At 54.5% G+C, this 17,053-nt stretch carries 12 protein-coding genes and 1 pseudogene; 2 read left to right on the top strand and 11 right to left on the bottom strand.

Going from position 1 to position 17,053, the window contains the following annotated elements; translation table 11 throughout:
- Positions 1–71 precede the first annotated feature (71 nt).
- Genes aaeB through aaeX form a run of 3 tightly spaced genes read right to left on the bottom strand, consistent with a single transcriptional unit; the run spans position 72 to position 3,188 of the window.
- Positions 72–2,039: a p-hydroxybenzoic acid efflux pump subunit AaeB gene (gene aaeB, locus NBA72_RS14850; protein WP_000510913.1), complete on the bottom strand. Its 1,968-nt coding sequence runs from the start codon at positions 2,037–2,039 to the stop codon at positions 72–74.
- A gap of 5 nt (positions 2,040–2,044) precedes the next feature.
- Positions 2,045–2,977, bottom strand: coding sequence for a p-hydroxybenzoic acid efflux pump subunit AaeA (gene aaeA / locus NBA72_RS14845; protein ID WP_042948650.1), 933 nt, complete (start codon positions 2,975–2,977; stop codon positions 2,045–2,047).
- Between the two features lie 7 nt (positions 2,978–2,984).
- Positions 2,985–3,188, bottom strand: a complete 204-nt coding sequence (gene aaeX / locus NBA72_RS14840; RefSeq protein WP_000051840.1) for a p-hydroxybenzoic acid efflux pump operon protein AaeX — start codon at positions 3,186–3,188, stop codon at positions 2,985–2,987.
- A gap of 181 nt (positions 3,189–3,369) precedes the next feature.
- Here aaeX and aaeR point away from each other — a divergent pair, with 181 nt between their 5' ends.
- Complete coding sequence (aaeR, locus tag NBA72_RS14835) at positions 3,370–4,299, top strand: HTH-type transcriptional activator AaeR (RefSeq protein ID WP_000440300.1); 930 nt, start codon at positions 3,370–3,372, stop codon at positions 4,297–4,299.
- Positions 4,300–4,334: 35 nt separating this feature from the next.
- Positions 4,335–4,415, top strand: a pseudogene (locus tag NBA72_RS14830) (hypothetical protein); the annotation flags it as partial.
- A gap of 5 nt (positions 4,416–4,420) precedes the next feature.
- Here NBA72_RS14830 and tldD read toward each other — a convergent pair.
- The 8 genes from tldD to csrD form a co-directional block, all read right to left on the bottom strand.
- Positions 4,421–5,866 (bottom strand): metalloprotease TldD, encoded by a 1,446-nt coding sequence (tldD, locus tag NBA72_RS14825; RefSeq protein WP_000055940.1) that lies wholly within the window; start codon positions 5,864–5,866, stop codon positions 4,421–4,423.
- A gap of 144 nt (positions 5,867–6,010) precedes the next feature.
- Positions 6,011–9,811: an AsmA2 domain-containing protein YhdP gene (yhdP, locus tag NBA72_RS14820; RefSeq protein WP_001253499.1), complete on the bottom strand. Its 3,801-nt coding sequence runs from the start codon at positions 9,809–9,811 to the stop codon at positions 6,011–6,013.
- Between the two features lie 110 nt (positions 9,812–9,921).
- On the bottom strand, positions 9,922–11,391 hold the full coding sequence (gene rng, locus NBA72_RS14815) for a ribonuclease G (RefSeq protein ID WP_000123188.1): 1,470 nt from the start codon (positions 11,389–11,391) through the stop codon (positions 9,922–9,924).
- Positions 11,381–11,974 carry a Maf family protein gene (locus tag NBA72_RS14810; protein ID WP_000210305.1) on the bottom strand — a complete coding sequence of 198 codons (594 nt, stop codon included), beginning with the start codon at positions 11,972–11,974 and terminating at the stop codon, positions 11,381–11,383. The genes rng and NBA72_RS14810 overlap by 11 nt, the downstream gene beginning before the upstream one ends.
- A gap of 8 nt (positions 11,975–11,982) precedes the next feature.
- A complete protein-coding gene (gene mreD, locus NBA72_RS14805; RefSeq protein ID WP_000179403.1) occupies positions 11,983–12,471 on the bottom strand; it encodes a rod shape-determining protein MreD in 489 nt (162 codons plus the stop codon).
- 2 nt (positions 12,472–12,473) lie between these two features.
- A complete protein-coding gene (gene mreC, locus NBA72_RS14800; protein ID WP_000802538.1) occupies positions 12,474–13,526 on the bottom strand; it encodes a rod shape-determining protein MreC in 1,053 nt (350 codons plus the stop codon).
- A 64-nt stretch (positions 13,527–13,590) separates the two neighbouring features.
- A complete protein-coding gene (gene mreB / locus NBA72_RS14795; RefSeq protein WP_000913396.1) occupies positions 13,591–14,634 on the bottom strand; it encodes a rod shape-determining protein MreB in 1,044 nt (347 codons plus the stop codon).
- A gap of 307 nt (positions 14,635–14,941) precedes the next feature.
- A complete protein-coding gene (csrD, locus tag NBA72_RS14790) occupies positions 14,942–16,882 on the bottom strand; it encodes an RNase E specificity factor CsrD (protein ID WP_001241381.1) in 1,941 nt (646 codons plus the stop codon).
- Positions 16,883–17,053 lie beyond the last annotated feature (171 nt).

Genomic DNA, 17,053 nt, shown 5'->3' with positions numbered 1-17,053 from the left:
TGCGCTGTTTTTGTATCTCAAATAAGTATAGTCATAAAAAAACCGACGCTTTTGGCATCGGTTCTTGTGGGTTAGCTATCAGTAAGCGCGTTCTGGTATTTATGTAACATGCCCGTCAGGCGTTTAACCGGTTCCGTCACCTGCGGCGGCGCCTCCCAGATACGTAATTTCTCCTGATAGATATCCAGCTCATCCAGCAACTGACCAAAGTAGCGTCGCCGTTTATCATCGCTTCCGGCGGAAATAACATGGTCTGCGGTACGACGAAGCTGGCGGTGGAACACTGACAGATCTTCATTAACCGGTATCGGCGCGTCGCGTAGACGTTGATGAGCAATGATCATCGTTAGCGCCAGGCGAAACTTCGGCAAATCGCCAGGGAATTTATTCATCAGCAAAAAGAGTTGCTGATATAACGCAGGCAGACGGTTTTCTTTACGACGTACCACGTTAGTCGTCATTGCCGAGACCGCAGCGGAAACAAACTGATTAAGCAGCACGCGACCGGTTCGATCTTTGGATTTATCACGCACCAGCAGGATGACGATAAACGCCAGCATACAGCCGACAATTTGCCCCAACGCGCTGTCGAGGAACTGGCTGAAATGGAACGTCATCGGATTATCCAACACAATAATGTTAATCGTACTGGCCAGCGCCCCCATCGACCCCAGACGCCGTTTCTGGACCTCAATGCCGATAAAGAACCCCAATACCGCCAGGCTCAAACATAACAACAGCATACTTTGCTGCGTATTGGGAATAATCACCAGGAAATAGAGCAATCCCAGCGGCAACGCCGCCAGAGTGCCATAAATAAAATCAATGCAGACCATGCGCGGATTGGGTAAACGCATCGCCAGCGAGGTCACCACGGCAATCATCACCATCGCGCCATTACCCGATGTCCAGCCGGTCCATAGCCAGAATAATGTCCCCAGAATGCAGGAAAGCGTGGTGCGCCAGAAGTTCACCATCGCATGGTGACGTTCAGCGGATTCCACTTTAACTACGGGCTCGCCTTGCAGGATCTCTTCTTCCGTCGCGCTGATTTTGGTGTTGCTGATCACACCGCGTTTAAGCAGCAGATAGCGCGTCGCAGCGCCTACCCAACTATAAAGCGTGACGGGCGTTTCGCGCTCGCCGGTCCAGACAATAACACGCCGCATCCGTTTTAACTGCCTGTGGACGTCCTGTACCGTTTCAACCGGCGTCTCGAACAGTTCCCGGAATGTATCGGTAATCAGTTCCGGCCGCGTGTTTTGAATAAGATAAGTTTCACAGGATTGCGTAATCAGCGTGAGCGAAAGCGTATTCAACGCTTTCAGGCGGCGGTTAGCGCGTACCCAGCGCGAAGATTCCATATTCAGATTACTTCGCATCCCCTCCAGCGCCGCCGTGCGTCGCACCAGATCGCCCCAGGCGTTGTCGACTTCTTCGCTGTCGCCATGCTTAATACAAAGTTGCATTAGCTGATATTGCGCTACCAGTAAACTGTCCAGTTCGCGATCAACCTCCTGCTTTATCGATCGCGGCGAGAAAAGCAGATCCGCTAAAATAGCGCAGCCAATGCCGATGACGATTTCGCTACAGCGCTCAAGCGCAAATTGCGGCGTGAGCAGCGGCTCCGTCTGAATGGTAATCACAATGATCAGCGCAGTATAACCTGACAGTCCCCACGCATAAGAGTTTTCGATCCGTACTAAAGAGGAGATCCAGGTACAAAAACCGGCCCAGACACAGCACACCAGAATCATCAATAGCGGCGCGCGGATCATAGAGATAATAATGATAAGCGCGGCGATACAGCCAATAAACGTCCCGATAATACGCAACATTCCGCGATAACGGATAGCGCCGGAATAGGGTTCCCCGCCGGCGGCAAATGCCGGGCCTGCCGCCACGATCGCGGCGGTCAGCACCGCCCAACGCGGCGTCTCCAGTTGAAAATGGAAGCCGATAAATAATGCCAGCACAATGGCGCACGCCAGCTTTACCGCAAAACGAATGTGCTGGTTGGCAATGGAGAAAATGCCCATGACGATTAACCGAATTCGCGCAGCCGGTGCGCCAGTTTACGGAAGAAGGAGTCCTGGCTTGCGTCACGATCCTGCTTACCGGTGATCACGACGGTTGCCGTCGTACCGGCAGGCCACAAATTCTCCTGCTGCTCGTCGAGCCGGATACGCACCGGGACACGCTGGGCCAGACGCACCCATTCGAGGTTAGAGTCTATCGTCGCCATCCCTTTCGCATCGCTGGTACTGCTGGCATTCGTTACCCCTGCCGCCACGCTATCGACGGTACCTTTTAATACCCGGTTGCTGCCAAGCGGCGTGATTTCGGCACGATATCCCGGACGCACGCCTTCCAGCTTGGTCTCTTCCATATAGGCCTGCACGTAAAAAGAGTTCTTTTTCACCAGGGCGACGGCTGTGGAACCGCGGGTAATAAATTCACCGGCATAAACATTGAGGTTAGTCACCCAGCCGTCGGCAGGCGCGCGAATGACGGTGCGCTCCAGATCGAGTTTAGCCAGGTCGCGCGTCGCCTGGGCTTTAGCCAGTTGATGCAGTACAGTCTGCAAGACATTGTTCGCCTGATCGATCTCTTCCCGGGACATCGCCTGTACGCCGAGGCGATTACGGCGACCGGCTTCCTGGCGTTTTTCCTGCGCCAGGACCTGATAATAGGCTACATCAGCTTCCGCTTCCGCCAGCGCTTTTTGATAGCGTGGCTGATCGATGGTAAACAGGACCTGATCCTTTTTCACCAGTTGGTTATCATGCACGTTTACATGGGTAATCAGGCCCGCGACATCCGGGGCAATAGCGACGACATCGGCGCTAAAACGCGCGTCGCGCGTCCAGGGAGATTCGGTGTAATACACCCAGGCGCGGAAAATGGCGATAAAGGCCAGAATAACCAGTACGAGGGTAATGGCCGTACGGGAGAGTTTTCTTGTTAGTGTTTTCACTTCAACCTCAAACGAACAGGCGCGATATTAAATAAAACAGACAACAATACAGCGCGGTATTGAACAGAGCCGGATGCCAGACAAAATCATAGATACCCGTCGGCACAAGCATCCGACGCACCAGCCAAAAAATAGCCAGTGACAAAAGCAATTCGAAAAATATCGGTGGGAAGGAAAGACCAAACACCACGATAACGGGAAACAGACTCATGTTGACCTTGATTTCTGAGAGAGAGCAGGCGATAGATTGTTAAGCTACATCGCCGCAGAGAAGGGCAAGAGACGCCAGGCGAGAGCGACATAGCTCTTATTCGAATAATAGTATATTAACGTAATTGTTATGCTGTTATCTATATTATGTGATCTAAATCACTTTTAAGCCAGAGTGAATAATGGAACGATTAAAACGAATGTCGGTATTCGCCAAAGTTGTCGAGTTTGGCTCTTTTACCGCCGCAGCCAGACAGCTGCAAATGAGCGTATCGTCCATCAGCCAGACTGTGGCGAAACTGGAAGATGAGCTTCAGGTTAAATTGCTCAACCGCAGCACACGCAGCATTGGGCTCACCGAAGCTGGAAAAATCTATTATCAGGGCTGTCGTCGTATGCTGCATGAAGTGCAGGATGTTCACGAGCAGCTTTACGCTTTTAATAACACGCCTATCGGTACATTGCGTATCGGCTGTTCTTCAACCATGGCGCAAAATGTGCTGGCCGGGCTTACCGCAAAATTATTAAAAGAGTATCCCGGTCTGGCGGTCAATCTGGTGACAGGAATTCCGGCCCCGGATTTAATTGCCGACGGGCTGGACGTGGTGATCCGCGTGGGCGCGCTGCAAGACTCCAGCCTGTTTTCCCGTCGACTCGGCGCGATGCCGATGGTTGTGTGCGCCGCCAAGCCCTATCTCGCTCAGTACGGCGTCCCGGAAAAACCCGCCGATCTCAGTAGCCATTCCTGGCTGGAATATAGCGTGCGCCCGGATAATGAGTTTGAACTTATCGCGCCGGAAGGAATTTCTACCCGACTGATTCCACAGGGGCGGTTCGTCACTAACGATCCGATGACGCTGGTACGCTGGCTGACCGCCGGAACTGGAATCGCCTATGTGCCGCTGATGTGGGTGATCGATGAGATCAATCGTGGCGATCTGGAGATCCTGCTGCCTCGCTATCAGTCCGATCCCCGTCCGGTGTACGCGCTGTACACCGAAAAAGATAAGCTGCCGCTTAAAGTGCAGGTAGTGATTAACGCGTTAACTGACTATTTTGTCGATGTCGCACACCTGTTTCAGGGGATGCACGGGAGAGGGAAAGAAAAATAAAAACACCGGGTAATTGCTGAAGACGATTGTAGGTCAGATGCCACCCGAGGCTGACATTGCCTGATGGCGCTGCGCTTATCAGGCCTGGGGGCACACACCACAGGCCTGATAAGGCGGACAGTTATGCGGTGCCGCCAACCGTCAGGTTATCGACTTTCAGCGTCGGCTGGCCTACGCCTACCGGCAGGCTTTGGCCCTCTTTACCGCAGACCCCCACCCCGTTATCCAGCTTAAGGTCGTTGCCGACCATGGAGATCTGTTGCATCGTTTCAATGCCTGATCCAATCAACGTCGCGCCCTTCACCGGCGTCGTGACTTTGCCGTTTTCAATCAGATACGCTTCCGAGGTAGAGAACACAAACTTGCCGGAGGTGATATCCACCTGACCGCCGCCAAAGTTAGGCGCATAGATGCCGTACTCAACGGATTCGATAATTTCCTGCGGCGTTGACTGCCCCGCCAACATATAGGTATTCGTCATACGCGGCATCGGCAGATGCGCATAAGATTCGCGCCGCCCGTTACCGGTCGGCGCAGCGCCCATCAGGCGCGCGTTCAGCTTGTCCTGCATGTATCCTTTCAGTACGCCATTTTCAATCAATACGTTGTACTGGCCTGGCGTACCTTCATCATCGATAGCAACGGAGCCGCGACGGTTCATCATTGTGCCGTCATCCACTACGGTGCAAAGCGCGGAGGCAACCTGCTCGCCGATCTGACCGCTAAATACAGACGTCCCACGACGGTTAAAATCACCTTCCAGCCCGTGCCCGACCGCTTCGTGCAGCAATACGCCCGGCCACCCGGCGCCCAGAACCACCGGTAATGTCCCCGCTGGCGCAGCGACCGCGGAGAGATTAACCAGCGCCATGCGTACCGCTTCTTTCGCCCACGCGTCGGCGCGCACCTCGCCGTCGAGATCGGCAAGAAAATACTCATAACCAAAGCGACCGCCGCCGCCGCTGGCGCCGCGCTCGCGTTTACCGTCTTCTTCCACCTGCACGCTAACGGACAACCGCACCAGTGGACGGACATCCGCCGCCAGAGTCCCGTCGGTCGCCGCCACGAGGATTAATTCATATACGCCGGTCAGGCTGGCGTTAACTTCCTGCACGCGTTTATCGGCTTCTCGCGCCACTTTATCAACGCGTCTGAGGATATCCAGCTTCTCTTCGCGGCTCATACTTTGCAGCGGATCAAGGGTGGTGTAGAGCGGCTGATGCGCTACGGCGGCGAGCGTTTTTACCTTGCCTTCGCCGTTCTCTCGTACAATGGTTCGCGCTGCCTGCGCACTCTGCTCCAGCGCCAGGAGGCTTATCTGGTCAGCATAAGCAAAACCGGTTTTTTCGCCGCTAATGGCGCGAACGCCAACGCCCTGGTCGATATTATATGAACCATCTTTAATGATGCGGTCTTCTAAAACCCAGGATTCGTGATAGCTCGACTGAAAATAGAGGTCGCCATAATCAAGACGGCGTTCGGCCAGTTGGCCCAAAATAGCGAACAGATCCTGATGGTTCAGGCCATTCGCCGCTAGCAATTGTTCACTTACCAGGTTCAGACTCATCGTTTTTGCTACTCGTTGATTTCTGCCGGATGGCGGTTCACGCCTTATCCGGACTACGTTGTTAGATTGTACAAACCGGATAAACGCAGCGCCGTCCGGCATGACTATTTACTGAGAGTGGGGCAATTCCTCGCCCCCGTCAAATCATTGCTGGCTTTCTTTTATCGGTTGGCGCAGAACTTCGTTGATCTGCGGCGCATCGACCGGACCGGTAATGCGATATCGCAAAATGGAGACCTTGCTCCATAGCGGCCCCAACACTTTACTGGCGGCAAATACCGCCGCGCCGACAATCGGGTTAACGGCAAACGCGGCGGCGACGCCCACGGTGGCGGAAATTTCCGGCGCGACAACGGCCTCCATATCAAGACGACGACGCACCAGATCAACAGAACCTTTCATTGCAATATCCGCTTCCAGCCCATCCACCAGCGTATCGTCAGTATGCAGGACGCCATCTTTAATCCACGCGGTACTATGAATAGAGTCGAAATAGAAGCCCTCGCTAAAGGTATCTCTGAAGTCAAACCGCAGCTTACGCAGCAACGCATCAAAACTGAGCAGCCGCAGTAGCTGTCCGGCATGACCGCTACTGAGATCAGTAAACTCGCCTTTACCCAGACGCGTGCGTAAAATCCCGTTGAGCGTGGCTTCATCAGGTTGCCAGGGCGGGTTTCGCCAGTGCAGATCGTAATCTACGTTAAAAGACGCGTTCTGGATTGGCGTCGAGATACCGAAGAACCCGGCAGCCGTGTCGAGGTTACTACCATGCAGACTACCTTTCAGCGAGGTTCGTTCATTACCCGGCGCATTCACCCACTCGCCGTTCGCTTTCAAACGGGCGAATCCGGTATCGATCAGGCCATTCGCCAGAGTCAGCGTATTGCCTTTGATGGCGAAATCGCCATCAATACGCCCATATTTTTGCCCCCATAGCCAGCACTCTTCGCAGCGAAGCTGTAAGTCCGGCCAGCCGCGGAAGCTAATCGTGTTCGCCGAAGCCAACGGCGATGTCGGCGTTGGTGACGAGGCGTGCGTTTTTGCGACGCCAGGGTTGTAATACAGGTACTTAATGTTCGCCAGCCACGGCGCATGGTTGCGCATGAGCAGCGTGGCGTTCACCTCACGGCCCTGCGCTTCAATTTTTGTTCCGTTCAGCGAGGGGGCTGAAACGACGCTCAAATTGTTCCACTGCTGGCCACCCAGCGATAGCGCGGGAGTACGCAACGTGACGCGTTGAGGAAACTCGGCCGAACTGCTCACGTTATCCGCCGCGCCTTTCTGGAATAACGCCAGCCATTGCGCGCCATCCAGCGCCGGCAGATTGAGCTCAACGCCTTGTTGAGCAGGTAATGGCGGAATCGTCCGGCTGTCCGTCGTCCAGATAGCCCGATCCAACGTCAGCTTCTGATTTAATAACCAGCGGCTGTTAAAGTGATTTTTACTCCCTGCGCTCCCCGTTAGCGCAAAACTTTTCAGGTTGCCGTCAGCCTGAATGTTCACCGGAATGGCTTCGCCTGCGGGTTTATTTAGCGGAGAAGGTAAGTGACTGCTCACATTTCTCAGATCGCCATTCAGCTCGATGTGATAAGTGGTGTCAGCGTGATACGGAAGATCGATGCCGACTTTACCATTCCACGTCACGCTGCCGCTCAGGGCATCATTCAGTTGCGGCGGTAAGACGCCCATACGCGTTGGTTGCCAGTTACCGTTCAGGTTGACGGCGACCTGATAGGCTTTCGCCCCTTCCGTCGTACTGAAATCCAGGTTAAGCGGCTGATTAAACCAGTTTGCCGTCAGCGGCCCGCTTTTTAGCGCGCCATTTACAAAGCTGAATTTACCGTTCAGATTTTTGAGCGTGCTGTTTAGCGGCTTAATAAACAGGCTGTTGTTACGCAACGAGACATCGCCCTCAGCAGTAACCTGTTCGCCATCCAGCGGAATATCAAGATGTAAGCGAGCATTCACATCGCCATCTAACTGGAGCTCCGCCAGCGTCGAGCCAAGCGAGTCTTTTAGCGGCGTCTCGTCAAAATAAGGCCCAACGGCTTTTCCCGGCCCGTTAATATCGGCATCAATGAGCAGTTTCTCTTTGGAATAATCCGGAATCGCCGCCGCGAGTTTGCTGGCCTTCACCCCGCCCAAATCGACGCTATCCGAACGCATCCACAGACCGTCGTTCAGGAAATCCAGTTCAATGTTGAGATTTTTTAGCGCCGGCCAGTCGGGTTGAAAGGCAAACGTCGCATTGCGCAGCGGCACCAGCACTTCAAACTGACCTTCGTTATGCTTATAGGGAAAGAGGTGCGGGTTACCACCGTAAACCAACGTGGCGTTATCCGCCTCGCCGCCCTGAATCGCGCCGCTAAGGTAATCGACCAGCGCTTTGCCCATCAGGTTTTCCGGAAAATAGCGCCACGCCTGAGATCCATCGTCGGTACTGATTCCGGCCAGAATGCCCAGCCACGGTTCGTCGCCCGTCGGTTGCAGATAGCGGAACCCGCCGCGCGCATGTACCGCCTTTGCTTTGACGTCAATGTCGCGGCCATCAAGCTGAAAGCCGTTCTCATTCTTCAACCAGCTAAGCGTCGCGACGCCGTTTTCAATTTCCAGCGGCGCGCGAAAAACGGTTTCATAGGGCATCTTAGCCTGCTGCATCGCAACCTTCATCTGCCCGTCTTCTACGCTTCCCGCCAGCGTACCGGAAAAATGTTCCGCGCCGGGCAACAGCTTCCACTGTTTCCAGGCAAGATTTTCCCACGATGCCTGAAAACGCGTTTTTTCGGTGGCCTGTAGCGGAATATCCAGCGCCAGTGTGGCGATCTTTCCGCTCGGCTGCGTAGCCTGCCATATTTCGCCCAGCACAGGCGACAGTTTAGCCGCCAGCGGACGTAATGCTTCCAGCCCCGCCAGTTCAAGATTACTGGCGCGAATGCGTAGCTCATCGCTACGTGTGTGATTCTCACCGCCGACGTCCTGCTGCGGGAGCCAGGCCACGGTTAAGGCTCCGCTCGGCCAGGGTTTACCATCAAGCGTAATCCGTGTGTCCGGAATATAAAACTGCCAGCCCGGCTGCTCGCGGCTAATCTGCGCCGTCAGGTTATCGACAGACAGCGTGTGCGTCGTGTTATCGCCCAGCCAGCTTGCGCCACCCTGTTTCAGCCAGACGTCTCCTCCGGCGATTTCGCCTTTACTGAGCGTCATCCAGCCTTCCAGACTGAAACGCGCCGTCTGGAGCGCCACATTATCCTGCATCCATTTGCCCAGCCACGGCTTGACGTCAATATCGTCGGCCTGTAACCAGACTCTGCCGTTATTTAGCAAACCGTCGTCATCGCGTAAATCCATCCGCACCTGCATCACGCCGTGCTGCCCGGTCAGGCTGGAGAGGCTGACCTCGCCTTCGGCGCGGTGCCGCTCTTTGCCGTTTAGCCAGGTAAGCTGTGGGATCGCCAGCTCCGCGCGTTGTCCGGAAAGCGTCAGAAAACTGATTTGGCTATCGCGCAGATCGAAATGATCGAACTGCCGCAGGAAAAGATCGCTTAAACGGCTGGTTTCGATGCCTTCGCCGTCGCTGCTTTGAAGAGGCGTGTTGGTGCGGAAATTGAGTTGCCAGAAGGTCAGGTCGCGAAACTGCCAGCGCATATGCAACAGGCTTTGCCAGACGTCCAGCGCCAGCGTAACGCGTTTTATCGACAGTTCGCCGCCATCTTTCAGGGCGGCATGAATATTATGCGCTTCCAGCGTAGGGCCAAAATTTTGCCAGCTTGCGGAGAGTTGGCTGGCGGCCACCGGCACGCCGGTCACGGACTCAATCTTATTCAGGATAGCCGGACGCCAGGCGTCAAGATGAGGCAACGCCAGGCGCAGCCCGCTAACCAGCAGCGCTGCAATGACGATGAGCGCGGCTCCAGTGAGCAATAAAATCCCCGGCAATCGCCTCACGCGTCTCTCCTTGTCTGCCAAAAAATACGACTCACACCCCTTGAAGGTATATTGCCGGATGGCGGCGCTTGCGCCTTATCCGGCCTACATGCGCTGGTGCTACTACTCAATTACATCATTACGACGTCAAACTGCTCCTGGTTATAAAGCGGTTCGACCTGAACTTTAACCTGTTTGCCGACAAAGATTTCGACTTCCGCCAGCGCGTGTGATTCTTCGCCTTTCAGCGCTTCCGCCACCGCAGGAGAAGCATAAACCAGGAAGCGATCGGAGTCATAAGCGTGATGAACACGTACAATTTCACGCATGATCTCATAGCAGACGGTTTCCACCGTTTTTACCGTCCCGCGGCCATGACAGGTTGGACACTCGTTACAAAGCACATGTTCCACGCTTTCACGAGTCCGTTTACGGGTCATTTCCACCAGTCCCAGCGGCGAAAAACCGTTAATACTGGTTTTCACGCGATCCTTACTTAACGCCTGTTCCAGCGAATGCAGCACCCGGCGGCGATGATCTTCATTATTCATGTCGATAAAATCGATAATGATAATGCCGCCCAGATTACGCAGGCGTAGCTGGCGGGCAATAGCCTGAGTCGCTTCAATATTGGTATTAAAAATGGTGTCGTCGAGATTACGGTGTCCAACAAACGCGCCGGTATTGATATCTACCGTCGTCATCGCTTCGGTTTGGTCGATAATCAGATAACCGCCGGACTTGAGTTCAACCTTACGCTCCAGTGCGCGCTGGATCTCATTTTCCACGTCATAAAGATCGAAGATCGGCTGATGGCCACTGTAATGCTCCAGCTTACTGGTCATTTCCGGGATGTATTCTGCGGTAAACTCCAGCAGCGACTCATAGGTCAGACGTGAGTCAACGCGAATTCGGTCCAACTGCGCATCGGCGAAATCGCGCAGCACGCGCTGCGCCAGCGCCAGTTCGCCATACATCTGGTAGCGCGTTTGCGGACGCTTTTTGCGCTCCATGACTTTCGTCCAGACGCGCTTGAGATAGGCGGCGTCAGACGCGAGATCCTCTTCACACACGCCTTCCGCTGCGGTACGAATAATAAACCCGCCCTGTTCGTCGCAGTATTCCGCCACCACCTTTTTCAGGCGCTCGCGTTCACTTTCGCTTTCGATGCGCTGGGAAACGCCAACGTGTGACGCGCCGGGCATAAAAACAAGGTAACGGGAGGGCAACGTGATGTCCGTGGTCAAACGCGCGCCTTTCGTGCCGAGCGGATCTTTCACTACCTGCACCATCAGATCCTGTCCCTGACGCACCAGTTCGGAGATATCGCGCACCGTAAACTGTTTTTGCTCGTCGCCCGCCACGCATTCGGTATGCGGCATAATATCGGAAGCGTGAAGAAATGCGGCTTTATCCAGCCCAATATCTACAAAAGCCGCCTGCATACCTGGAAGTACACGACTTACACGACCTTTGTAGATATTGCCTACGATTCCGCGTCGCGCTTCGCGCTCAATATGGATTTCCTGAAGAATACCGCCATCAATGTACGCCACGCGCGTTTCCGATGGCGTTACGTTTACCAACAATTCAGCCGTCATGTTTATCCCTTTTATCACGCAGTGCGTTAAAATGACTCAACAACTCATACGTTTCAACCAGCGGTAAGCCGACCACGGCGTGATAGCTGCCATTTATCTTCCTGACAAAACAGCCACCCTGCCCCTGAATACCGTATGCACCTGCTTTATCTAAAGGCTCGCCGCTGGCGACATAGCCAGTAATATCCTGCGCAGAAAGCGTGCGGAAAGTCACCTCCGTTACCACCAGACAATCCAGCGTCTGCTGCGAGTCCGCAAGCGCAACAGCAGTCATCACCTGATGCGTATTTCCGGAAAGCAAACGCAGCATTTCTGCGGCATGAGCGGCGTCGCGCGGCTTTTCCAGCACCTCGCCGTTTAACACGACTATCGTATCCGCGCCCAATACCGGCAGATCACGGGGAACCAGCGCCACGCCAGCCTGCGCCTTTTCGCGCGCCAGCCGAACAACATACTGCTGCGCGCTTTCCTGAGCACGCCGTTGCTCTTCAATACCAGGCACGACCTGCTCGAATGAAAATCCAAGTTGAGTCAATAATTCCTGGCGACGCGGGGAACCGGAAGCAAGATACAGAGTTGTCATATCGACCTTTATTGCACAGCAAACTGCTGGCGTACTTTACGCATCAGCAAAAAGAGCCAGGGCCACAGCACGCCATTGACTACACTACTCCAGAACACTTCCGGTCTGAAAGAGACGTTGATCACTAAAAACTCGGCCCAGAAAACAATAATGTCCACGGCCAGTGAAAGCAACATTACCACCAGCGCCTGCTGCCAGAGCGCCAGGTTACGGAAGAGCTGGAATTTCAGAGCGACCAGATAGGCGACAATACTCATCGACAGAGCGCGCACGCCAAGTGTGGAACCGCTGATGAGATCAAGTATGGCACCCATCACAAATCCCGTCCCCACATTTACGCGGTGCGGCAGGGCCAGAATCCAGTACAGTAAGATGAGCAAAACCCAGTTTGGCCGGAAAACAATGATGTCGTCCGGCCAGGGCATGATTTGCAGCAACAGCGCAATAAGAAACGAGAGCCAGATAACCCAGCGCCCCTGGCTACGATAGCTCGCCACCATTACCCTCCCGGCGCACGCGCAGGCGGCGTGGTCGCGCCCGAAGGCGATGGTTGCGTTGATACCGGCGCAGTCTGGCCCGCAGATGGCTGAGTAATCCCCGTCGCCGGGTCCGGCACTGGCGCCGGCGGCCCCATCGCATCCGGAGAAGGCAACACCTGCGGCATCATCTGCATCAGGCGCTCATTGGCGACGCGGTGAACCTCTTCCGGCGTCATCGGATTGGCGCCGTTACGATCGGCTCCCCACAACAGCAGCAGATAGCGTAAACGCTGCAAACCCGCGGTTGGACGTGCCTGAATGACGGTATAGGCGCGCTGAGTGTCCAGCTTGACGGAAGAGACCACCGCCACCGGATACCCTTCCGGGAAACGCCCACCAAGTCCGGACGTTACCAGCACATCGCCGACGCGAATATCGGTATTGGCGGGCAGATGTTCAAGCTGAAGATCGTCAGTGCAGCCGTTACCGGCGGCAATCACGCGGATGTCATTGCGCAGTACCTGAATCGGCAGCGCATGAGTCGCATCGCAAATCAGCAGTACGCGGCTGGTCAGTTTCGCCACGGCGACAACCTGCCCTACGACGCCTTTGTCGCTAATGACCGGTTGACCTTCATATACGCCATTAACGCTGCCTTTATCGATAACGACCTGATCGCTGTAAGGATCGTTAACCGTTGAAATAACCTGCGTCACCATTTTCTGCTCGTCCTGACGCAGCGGCGACCCCAGCAGCTCGCGCAACCGCGCGTTCTCCTGTTTGTACTGCCCCAGCATCAGCAGGTCGCTGTTTTTTAGCAGTAATTCCTGGCGCAGCGCCCGGTTTTCCAGCTCAAGCTGGTCGCGAGAAGCCAGCGTTTGCGACACGCTGTCGAGCAGTTCACGAGGGCCGTTTGAAATAAAATAGAAAGGACTGACGGCAGTGTCCATGTACGTTCGGATTTGACTGAACGTCCCCAGGCGGCTGTCGGCAATGATAACGCCGAGCGCCACCAGCACCGCCAGAATAAGGCGAATCTGTAGCGACGGGCCACGGCTAAAAATTGGCTTCATAGGCTATGCGTATTCTCGCGTCGGAGAGGCAGGATAATCCAGGGATAATCCTGCCCGTATCCAACTACTCTTCGCTGAACAGGTCGCCGCCGTGCATATCGATCATTTCCAGCGCCTTGCCGCCGCCGCGCGCCACACAGGTCAGCGGATCTTCAGCAACCACGACAGGAATGCCCGTCTCTTCCATTAACAGACGGTCAAGGTTACGCAGCAGCGCGCCGCCGCCGGTGAGCACCATACCGCGCTCGGAGATGTCTGACGCCAGCTCCGGCGGACACTGTTCCAGCGCCACCATTACCGCGCTGACGATACCGGTCAACGGTTCCTGCAACGCTTCCAGAATCTCGTTTGAGTTCAGGGTAAAGCCGCGTGGAACGCCTTCCGCCAGGTTACGGCCACGCACTTCGATCTCGCGGACTTCGTCGCCCGGATAAGCGGAACCGATTTCGTGTTTAATACGTTCTGCGGTGGCTTCACCAATCAGAGAACCGTAGTTACGACGAACGTAATTAATGATGGCTTCGTCGAAGCGGTCACCACCAATACGGACAGAAGAAGAGTAAACCACGCCGTTCAGGGAGATCACGGCAACTTCAGTGGTACCACCACCGATATCCACAACCATTGAACCGGTTGCTTCAGAAACTGGCAGACCTGCGCCGATCGCGGCCGCCATCGGCTCTTCGATCAAAAAGACTTCACGGGCGCCTGCGCCCTGAGCGGATTCACGAATCGCGCGGCGTTCTACCTGCGTCGCGCCGACCGGCACGCATACCAGTACGCGCGGGCTTGGGCGCATAAAGCTGTTGCTGTGCACTTGTTTAATAAAGTGCTGGAGCATTTTTTCGGTCACAAAGAAGTCAGCGATAACGCCGTCTTTCATCGGACGGATCGCAGCGATATTGCCCGGCGTACGGCCCAGCATCTGCTTCGCATCATGACCGACTGCAGCCACGCTTTTCGGCGAACCGGCACGATCCTGACGAATGGCCACAACGGAAGGCTCATTCAATACGATGCCTTGTCCTTTTACATAAATGAGGGTATTCGCGGTACCCAGGTCAATGGACAGGTCATTGGAAAACATGCCACGAAATTTTTTCAACATACTAAGGGATAATCCTGAAAGCTGGGGCGGAAAACAAAATCCGCTTACTTTACCAACCACACGCAGCAGCGACAAGGCGCAAAAATCATCTGCTACGGTGAAAATTAGTGCAGTTCGTTTCCTTTGTTACAAATCTCGGCCTGAGTCCCTCAGGGCTGAAAAAATCAGCAGCAATCCTCGCCTTCGTTTGCAACCTGTCAAAGGTCATTCACCTGCATATTTGCTGCAACAATCTGGCGAGCAGACAAGCACACCCCCATGAGGCGCAGCGCGCGTTATTCTACGTGAAAACAAATTAAACGGCAGGTTAAACCGAGTATCTTTGCGAATATTTTTTCACGTTTGTGTCAAGTAGTTGGGAGGAGGCAAAAAAATCACCCTGCCCGCCAGCCACGCCGCGTTTTGTCAGCGTCTGCCACTCGCCGCGCGAACGGACGCCCGTCGCGTAAACCTGCGTAGGCGTACCCGCGCAGGCCTCTACCAGACTTTGAACCAGAAGCTGGTTTTCCGTTCGCTTCTCAATGTTTCTGACCAGACTCGGATGCAGCTTGAGTAATTCCACATTGAGCGCTTTAATCCAGCTCGTGCTAACCAGCGTCAAACCCGCCTGTGTCACCGCCACCCGAACGCCAAGCGCATTGACTAAGCGAAGGATGGGTTGTAACCGGCTGATGTGTTGACAAACATCTGCCTCCGCAAGTTCAATAATTATGCGATTTCGCTGTGATTTTTCACACTGCATTAACGTATCGCGCAACCAGCGCTGAAAACGCGGACGAATCAGCGACTCAACCGTCAACTGCATTGCCAGATTTTCATCCGGCCAGTAGCCCAGCAACGTAATCAGGCGGCTAATTTGTAATCTGTCATACTCTTCCGATAAACCAAATTGCAACACCATCGGCATATACTCCGCCGAGCTCACCTCTTCTTTACCGTCATAGATGCGACACATCAATTCCCGATGATGTACGCGACCTTCTCGCGTGACCGCTGGTTTTTGATAAAGTCGCGGTCCGCCCCGGTTCAGCATCTGCTCAATCAATGTGCGCCAGCGCACATTGCCGCGCCCTTTTTCCGGCAGAGTGTCGTCGTAAATAGCCCAGCTATTTCCCCCCTGCAGGGCGGCATTCCGCGCCGCGGCTTCAGCATGTTCCATCACCTGCTCGGTGGACTGTCCGCTGCGCCAGGCGCAAATGCCGATATGTACCATATCGTCACGATCGAGCATTTTGTTAGCCGGTAGCGCATCGACAGCTTTTAAAAGTTGTCCGGCAATACTTTCCGCTTCTTTCAGCGTTCGATGCGGTAGCAGCACGGCAAAGTCGCTGCGGTGATAACGCGCCAGCAGCGAGCCTGGGTAACGCATAATAAATGTCGATAGCAGATTGATAAGCATAAACATCTGCTCTTCCGCCTGATTGCCTCCCAGGCTGTCGCGCAGAAGATTGAAGTCTGGCAAGCGGATCATCATCACCACGCCATGCACTCCCACTTTTTCCTGATCTTCCAGCAGCGTCGCCAGTTGGTTATCAAAGAACAGACGGTTACCGAGTCCGGTTTTGGTGTCCTGCGCGGCGTAGGAGCGAATGAGGGTGTCCAGGCGGCTACGCTGTTCGTGAGCAAACTGAATTTCGGAAAGCAATACATCAAGCGCGCTACTGGTGCGCGCTGGCCATTCGTAAACAGAACCGCGGACATTCGCCCCGCGTTCGCCGTTCAGAATACGCGTTGAGCGAATTTCCAGAAGCTCTTGCCCGGAAAGCTGCCGCTGCAGCCAGCGCACCGATAAAAACAAAATCAGAACGATAAAACCGATCGCCAGCGTCAGCGGCGCCGTGGTGATCAGTGAGTGAAAATAGTTACCCATCGGGTCCTGATAAACCAGACGTAGCGACATTCCTGGATGTTTTATCAGCGGTACGACCAGCTCGCGATACATGTCGCTGGTGCCGGCTGGCCGATAACCTCTGGCGCGAGAATGGCTGTAGACGCTGCGCTCCCCCTGCAACAGATCGACACGCACAATATCGGAAGCGATCATGAGTTCGTCGATTTGCGGCGTCAGCGAGACAATATCATGGGTCACCAGGTGCGTATCAATGGCTGTCGCCGTCGCCTGCACACGGCTGACATACTTATACTGTACGGCGTTATAAAAGCTTAGCGAGCAACCTATCAGAGTCACGAAGATCGTTAACCCCGTGAGCAGCGTGATAAAAGCTGAGAATTTCGTCGTTAATCGCATCCTTGAGTTAACTCCGACGGTTATAAACAGTATGAAAAAGCGAATCTGAAGGCGGAATTCGCCACGGCGCGCAATGAAGCAGGCATACTACCAAAATGGATCTATCTGGCAATTTATTGCGTTGCATCGGCATCACGTTTTAATTAGCGAGTATAGTCTTCGTAGCTATTT

This window comes from Salmonella sp. NW1250 (assembly GCF_051812965.1).
Lineage (GTDB): Bacteria > Pseudomonadota > Gammaproteobacteria > Enterobacterales > Enterobacteriaceae > Salmonella > Salmonella enterica.
Note: the sequence above shows the minus strand (reverse complement) of the source record. Positions and strands in the feature narration are given on the sequence as shown.